The sequence below is a fragment of the Martinezella lusitana genome (genome assembly GCF_014207095.1).
In the GTDB taxonomy this organism is placed as follows: Bacteria; Pseudomonadota; Alphaproteobacteria; order Rhizobiales; family Rhizobiaceae; genus Rhizobium; species Rhizobium lusitanum_B.
On the sequence record NZ_JACHBG010000040.1, the window covers coordinates 23,450 to 29,634 of the forward strand.

General features: G+C 56.6%; 6 protein-coding genes and 2 pseudogenes. 2 read left to right on the forward strand and 6 right to left on the reverse strand.

Features of this window, described 5'->3' with window-relative positions; all coding sequences use genetic code 11:
- Positions 1–6 precede the first annotated feature (6 nt).
- Positions 7–462: pseudogene (locus tag GGD46_RS32785) on the forward strand (ATP-dependent DNA ligase); the annotation flags it as partial.
- A gap of 77 nt (positions 463–539) precedes the next feature.
- Here GGD46_RS32785 and GGD46_RS32790 read toward each other — a convergent pair.
- From GGD46_RS32790 to GGD46_RS34160, 6 genes and pseudogenes are all read right to left on the reverse strand, one after another.
- Positions 540–863, reverse strand: a complete 324-nt coding sequence (locus GGD46_RS32790) for a type II toxin-antitoxin system PemK/MazF family toxin (protein WP_004119734.1) — start codon at positions 861–863, stop codon at positions 540–542.
- Complete coding sequence (locus GGD46_RS32795; protein WP_004119731.1) at positions 860–1,084, reverse strand: antitoxin MazE family protein; 225 nt, start codon at positions 1,082–1,084, stop codon at positions 860–862. Before GGD46_RS32795 ends, GGD46_RS32790 begins: the two co-directional genes overlap by 4 nt.
- Before the next feature lie 396 nt (positions 1,085–1,480).
- Complete coding sequence (locus GGD46_RS32800) at positions 1,481–2,305, reverse strand: hypothetical protein (RefSeq protein WP_240535448.1); 825 nt, start codon at positions 2,303–2,305, stop codon at positions 1,481–1,483.
- Between the two features lie 329 nt (positions 2,306–2,634).
- On the reverse strand, positions 2,635–3,885 hold the full coding sequence (locus tag GGD46_RS32805; RefSeq protein ID WP_004119727.1) for an MFS transporter: 1,251 nt from the start codon (positions 3,883–3,885) through the stop codon (positions 2,635–2,637).
- Between the two features lie 954 nt (positions 3,886–4,839).
- Positions 4,840–5,011: pseudogene (locus GGD46_RS32810) on the reverse strand (IS5/IS1182 family transposase); the annotation flags it as partial.
- Between the two features lie 318 nt (positions 5,012–5,329).
- Positions 5,330–5,824 (reverse strand): hypothetical protein, encoded by a 495-nt coding sequence (locus GGD46_RS34160; protein ID WP_240535447.1) that lies wholly within the window; start codon positions 5,822–5,824, stop codon positions 5,330–5,332.
- A 91-nt stretch (positions 5,825–5,915) separates the two neighbouring features.
- Between GGD46_RS34160 and GGD46_RS32820 the strand changes: the two genes are divergently transcribed.
- Positions 5,916–6,092, forward strand: coding sequence for a hypothetical protein (locus GGD46_RS32820; protein WP_154660805.1), 177 nt, complete (start codon positions 5,916–5,918; stop codon positions 6,090–6,092).
- Positions 6,093–6,185 lie beyond the last annotated feature (93 nt).

The following is a 6,185-nucleotide window of genomic DNA, read 5'->3' on the forward strand; positions in this document are numbered from 1 at the left end:
TCTTGGATAACGGAAGGAATAGGGGTTAGTCCGCTGCGCGAGAAGCGGCAGGGCCAGCCACGCTTTCCATTTGACCCAATGCCGGAACGGGTCGAGCCATGCCTTGCACTGCTCGAAGCCGCCGAAGGGTGCCGATTGGGTCTATGAGATCAAATGGGACGGATCCCGCTTGGCCGTCCATATCGAGCCGCAGCGTGTTCGCATCCTTACGCGTGGTGCCATGATTGGACACATCGCTTTCCATCGATTGCCGCGGCAGCAGGTGAGATCGGTGGGAACGCCATCCTCGATCGCGAGGCGGTTGTTCTTGATGAGGTAAGACGGTCAGACTTCCGTGCCCTTCAGCAGGCGCTGGGCGGTCGCGGCGGTAAACGGAGTTCGGGGGAGGCGATTTTCTACGCCTTCGATCTTCTGTACTTCGATGGCCACGATCTCCGCCAGATGGAGCTATCCGAGCGCCGGTAGGCACTTTCCGGCGTGGTACACGGGGACGCGGATGCAGTTATGCCGGGCTACCAGCACCCCGGATGGGTTCATCTTTAAGCAACACCTAAAAAAACGGCGAGCGATCTTGTGACCGCCAGGAGCGCATCATCTTCCAGGCGACCGATCGTTGTGCCAATTCTATCCCGTTTCACGGACATGGCTTTGTCCACCATCACTTGCGAGGCTTTTCGCAATCCGCTTTGCACTGTCGGCTGAATGGTTGGTCGAATGAGCGGCGCGTCGACCAGTGTGCTGGAGATCAGCAGGACAGTGATCGTTCCAGTTGCATCAAACTGATCGGCCTGGATGATTAGTGCTGGACGCGGCTTGCCGAAATCACCGCTGATTGCGACGGTCACAATGTCACCGCGCCTCACGCTTCACCCTCGTCGTCCAGGTCATCGAGAGCGGCGTCAAGGAAGTCTTGCAGACTGGGATCGGCGGCATCGGCAAGGGCTACCTGAACGGACTGACGATGGCATTCGGCGGCAAAACCAGGGCGACGAGTATCGGGAACCCATATTTGCACAGGACGCAGCCCAGCGGCGCGCAACGTCTCACGGCGCTTTTGAACTCGTTCGTTGACCGAGCTTGCCATGATCAAACTCCAATGTGATTGTTACATGTAACATAATGGGCGAGCCCCGCCATGTCAATGAGTCGCAGCAGAGCGTGAAGGTACTCACTCTGGCGGGGACAAGTTGCGGTATATTCAGGCGTCGGTTGGGAGGGGCGGGCTGATCGAGTTCCGGCGCTTGCCTGGGGCCTTTGCCGAAGAACCGACCATTCATCGTCCACAACGACTGGTCGTCAAAATGTGTCGACGAAGTGGATTGGTGACCCGACATTTTCAAAAACAAAAGAGGCAATTACCTCAGAGCGATACGGCACTGTCGCGTACGCTTCAGGATACAGTAAATGCGAACCATCCTGTGCCCATATTTGCGCCGCCCAATGTTTGGCAGATGCGAACGAATGCCAACACAACGCCCGGTCAGTTGGCAACGAGTTTGAGCCAATTCGCGTTGACCCAGCCCTTGTTCTTATAGGGCAGGGGGTGCGTTTTCGTTGAATGGCATCTCACATTGGGGGTCTCGCTCCCGTAGACGACACCGGCCCACTGTCCGCGCTGCTGGAAGGCGATGACCATATCGCCATTGTGAAGTTCGCCAAGCTGGCGGTACTGGCTGCCAGGCCCGGACCTTATTGCGAGAAAGCCGTCCCCGTTGGCTTTTAGTCCGGCAACCATGTTGCTCGAGCAGTTTGCCACCTGACCGTCTCCGCCCTCTTCCAGAATTTGGACGTCCAGGTCACCGCCCGCGGCCGTCGCTTTTTCCGTGGCAGGCTGATCGCTTTTTCCTTGCTCCGGTTTGAAATCCCTGCCGTTCCAGTACAGGGTCGAATAGCAGGTGTCGGACCCGGCGCGGCCGCAGCTACTTCCATGCAGGGCAAGCTTGATCGCCGGTCGCCCTGCGATCTCGACAAAGCCTATGCCCTGCACATAGTCGTCAAAGATGGATTTGTAACTTTTGTTGGGTTTGGCCACGAAAATCTGCGTCTCGCATCCAGCCGAACCGCAAAAGGATGAAGGCATGCCGACACATTTCAAATGAGCGTAATCAAGAATGTAATCCGGAACCTGATCGCCGTTGATGTCCTTGATGCTGACGAAGCCCTTTTCAAGCTTGGCAGGCCCTCCGCAGTCTTTCTTGGACTCGTCGATCGCCGCCTGAACGGGCTGGGGGAGCGACTGCGCCGATGCGGCGCCCGAGCATGCGAGAGCGGCCGCCGCGCTTACCACCAGAATTGCCTTGCGCATTTTTCCCTCCGGAGCAGCCGAATTGCGACGCCTCGCCTGGACATTGGTGTCCGAGACGGCGCGTGTATTGCAAGGAAACATACATGAAAGGGCGAGCGTCTTGTATCGCCTGAACGGGCGATGACCGCGCATATAGCCCAGCACTGCGCCGTCACATTGCGGAATGGACCGCGGACAGTGATCGCAGTGGCCGTAGAGTGACGAACTGCTCGAAGCTCGGCGCCACGCCAAATCCGGCGTCTACAGGCCATAAGGCTAAGCCGCTGCGGGCTGGCTCGCTGCAATTCGTGCAGATTGGCTAATGGGCTCGCGGTCCTTAGCCCTGTCTCTTAAGGTCGATTGCTCCAAGCAATAAAACCTCCGACGAGCATTAGGAATGACGTAAAAAAGAACACTGAATGTATACCGGCATGAGCAGCTAATACGCCGCCAATGGCCGGGCCGAGCACTTGACCCGCGTGCTGCGCCGATGTCGACCAGCCGAGGATCGCGCCGACGGCTTGCTCGGGGACGCTGTGGCGTATCACGCTGCCGATACAAGGTAGCAAGCCCCCTAAAACGAGCCCCATCAATATTCGCAGCCCCACCAACTCCAAAACGTTCGTAACGAAAGCTTGTGACAGAAGGAGTGCCGCAGCGATGCACATTGCGACAACGATAACTTTCCAGTGCCCGACGCGATCTGCTAGTCTTCCAAGGTGCGAGGCGGAAAGAACACTCCCAAACGCTGTACCCGAAATGACCAGACCGGCCCAAAGGGTAACATGACGATTTGGCTCGACGAGTTGCGAAATGTAAATCGCTGTTATTGGTTCAATGGACAGATTGGCGATCATCAGAAGCAAGCCCGTCGCCAGCATTGCCAAGACAGGCCTCCTGCTTGGGATCGTCGACCAACTGTTGGAGTGTTCACGCTCTGTCGTTCGAGCATTGAAATTCTCTCTGATCAAAAATGCGCTGGCAACAAAAGTGAGGAAGACTAATGCCGCAGTCAAAAAGAACGTTTCTCGAATGCCGATTAATGTTGGTAGAAATCCGCCGATCAGCGGGCCGACGAGGTTGCCCCCCATAATCCCCGTGGCCAAGAACCCCAACGCCCAGCCAATACGGTCTTTGGGAACCTGTGTCGCTACCAAAGCATATGATCCAGACGAGTAGCCTCCGAGTAGACCGGCTAAAAATCTCATAGCCAGCAACTGCCATACATCTTGAGCTACACCCATCAAGGCCATCGCTGCGACCACGCCCAAGCTTGCGCGAACCATCATCGCCTTCCGACCGTAGCGGTCGGCAAGTCTTCCCCAGAGCGGGGCAACCAGTGCGGCCGCAAGGAAAGTCACGCCGTACGCCACGCCCGAAAACTGCGCTATGGATGCTTGGTCGCTGACGCCTAATTCCCGGATATATAGGGGTAAGAAGGGAAGTAACATTGTCATGGCAACGGTCGTGGTGAACGAACCGGCAGCACAAACAATAAGGTTCGTCCTCCAATAGGGCGTGCTGCCGTTCAGATACGAGCTCGCATTCCCAAGCTTATTTCCACTGTTGAGCACTGTGAATCGCACTTCTTGCTGGGGCATATGGATTTCGGGCACACATTCGGTGTCAATGCCGACCTCGAACCGACTGCTTCGCTTCCGTGTGCGTCGAGGATTGCTAAAGACGTTATGGATCAGAAGTCCTCCTCAGTCGCGGGATAATCCGCTCTATGGCGGAAGGGATTGACCCTGTGGTCAATGCCTTCTCCGGTAGAATGTACTCTGGTAGATATCTGACATGTTGCTCTTGTAGCCCCCGGTCCGTCCGCTGGATTTAGCCGAGAAAGGAATGTTCGCCGGCAGCTCCCGCCGTTTCGCTACAGGGCTGCAAGGCTCGTGCCAAAAACACCGAAAGACTTCCTGTCAGCTTTTCAGCTATTTAACTTGAGACAAAATGAGTTTGCTCAACAAAACTGTGTCGCAAACCCGGTGCAGACGCGTCAAATGAGATGCTCCCGCCGTCTCAACTATGCATTTCGCGGACATCTTGTAATTTCCGTTGCCAGCAGGTTGTCAACGATGAAATCGATATTGTGTTCTTAGAGCGCGCACGCGAACGCGTCTCTCGTGCCGCTTGTTCTCTGTAGCATTTAGGAGCCGCATAAAAGCGGCAGAGCCGGCTGCTCGGCTGATAACAAGATAGGTTGTCATTCTTGAGTTCAGGAAGTCGGCGACACAGTGAGATCGGTGCGCCATGCTGCGGCACTCGCGAAACCAGCCAAACTTAAATCAGCAGGTTTGGAGCACCTACCGTCGCTCTGCCCCACTTCCCCAAGCATGCAGCACGCCGCGGTGTTGACCCAGATCAACGTAGCCAACCGCATTGCTGGTAATCTTAAGCATTGCTAAATCCGAAGGTTAAATGCGGAGGTGACACAATGCTAGCGGCAGCAAGAAAAGATTATCTCGTCGGCCCGTCGCGGAATGCAATCCCGTGTTTGGGGCGTTGGTGCATGGATTGGGATTTGAGGGGATGGCGATCTTTGAAACGGCTGTCTATGGCGTGGCTGCCCTACGGCGGACGGATTTCGGGCGTGCGCAAGCAAGCATGCGGTTGAGGACGGCGCAGCCGATAGCGACTTCGGTCTGCTGCACGGGAGACGATCTTGCGCGCAAAACGTTTTCCGATGATGGACTTGTATCCCCCAATGGCGGTCTCGATCAGCGAGCAACGGCTCAGCCATTGAATATCGCGAGTTGACCGAAGGCGAAACCGTTGAAGATCGCTGGAACTGCTCTATCCGCGACTGACGACCGTGGGCGCACCGCGGCGAAGAATTTCGCGCGATCCACGATGTCTTTTCCTTTTTTGGATAGCTTCGGCAGCAACCGGCATTCAGTTTGGTTTCATCGTGTGGTAACGGACCGTTGCGCGAGCAAAACGCCCCCCGGAAATTTGCTCGCGCACAATGAACCACACCCGGTTCCTCGGCCCTGCCTCACTGCCTTGAGGTGGGGCCATTTCACTAAAGACCGCTCCAGAACGTCACAGCTTCGCCGCCCCGGTGAAGAAGTCGTCGATCTGCTGGGGCGTGAAGCCCATCGCCTGAAAGCCCTCCTGCATCATCGGCGACGATTTGACGAACGAGCCGGAATATTCATAGGCGATCTGCACCGATCGGTCCTGCGTTTTCACCCATCCATCGACCTGGTCGAGAAGGCCTGCAGCGAGGAGCTGCAGTTTGAATTGGCGCGCTGAAACCATCTCAGGGACAACGATTGGCGCAACATAATCGGCGATCATGCCCCCGCCATTTACCCAATCGACTATGATCTGATTGTCCTCTGCGACGAAGAATTCCCCTTCGTCGGAAACGATACGGATGGATTTCGGATCAGATGCCGTTCGTGTGACGCCGGGAGAAAGCGTCTGGTCAATCGTATCGAGCACCGGCGAGATATCGACCGGTGTGGCCTGCCCGCGAGCGGCGCCGTAGAGCTGGTTTGCTTCAGCGTTGCGAGCATTCGTCAAGTCGGTCATTACCCGCGCCGCACTGTCGGGAGCATCGAAGCCTTCGGATATTCGATGGCGCAACGTCCGTCGTCTTCAACTGCGGCACCGGCGCTCTGGCATGTGCTCGGCCCTCGAAATCGCCCATGTGGCGTTCTCCGCGGTCGCTGCCACCGGCAAGATCAAGCCAGCGACTGTTTCCAAGGAAGGCGCCGCCTACGCGGGCGTCGAGACGATCTGCGCCGATCCATCCCACACCACCACCGTCAATGCCGTTGTGCTCGTCGCACAGGCCTAGTACCCCTCCGCAGAGATTATGACTCTTTGACTGGATAGGCCTTGTGGAGTTTTTCACGGGCTTTTTCGGTGGTGAACATCCATTGGATTTGTG